At 48.3% G+C, this 908-nt stretch carries 1 protein-coding gene; it reads left to right on the forward strand.

What is annotated here, in order from left to right; all coding sequences use genetic code 11:
- Window positions 1-908: TerC family protein (locus ACTHS3_RS15440; protein ID WP_440368431.1), on the forward strand; the 908-nt coding region annotated here is incomplete at both ends.

A 908-nucleotide genomic window follows, 5' to 3' on the forward strand; every position in this document is an offset into this window, starting at 1 on the left:
TTCTTTATTGCCGTCTTAATCATGATCGCCATCGATATGGTATCGCTGAAAAAAAACGGCGCCCACAAAGTCAGCATCAAAGAAGCCCTCGCCTGGAGCGGCATTTGGGTGGCCGTATCCTGCGCATTTGCAGGCTGGCTCTATTTTGAACTCGCGGGCAACCCGACTTATGGGGCCGTTGTCGCCAAAGAAAAAGTCCTCGAATTCTTCACCGGCTATGTACTCGAAAAATCCCTTGCAGTCGACAACATCTTCGTTTTCCTGATGATTTTCGGCTATTTCAAAGTCGAACCCAAATTCCAACACCGCATCTTGCTCTATGGTGTATTCGGCGCCATCGTCCTGCGCGCCATCATGATCTTCATCGGCGCAGCCTTGGTACAACAATTTGAATGGATTTTGTACCTCTTCGGCGCCTTCCTCTTATACACCGGCATTCACATGATGAAGCCGGAAGCCGAAGCTGAAGAAGACCTTTCCCAAAACAAAATCCTGACCCTACTCAAAAAAGTCATCCCGACCAGCCAACAGTTTGACGGTGAAAAATTCTTTACCATTGAAAACGGCAAACGCATCGCTACGCCGCTTTTGCTAGTATTGATTATGATCGAATTGAGCGACGTCATCTTCGCCGTTGACAGCATCCCCGCTATTTTTGCCGTAACCACCGACCCATTCATCGTCCTCACTTCCAACATTTTTGCCATCTTAGGCCTGCGTGCCATGTACTTCTTACTGGCAGACTTTGCCGAACGCTTTATTTTCCTCAAATACGGCTTGGCCTTCGTATTGAGCTTTATCGGTATCAAGATGCTGATTATGCACTGGGTACATATCCCGATTTCCATTTCCCTGTCCGTCGTCTTCGGCGCACTGGGTGCATCCATCCTGACTTCTTTGGTGTACAC

It is taken from the genome of Neisseria sp. P0009.S007 (assembly GCF_051962515.1).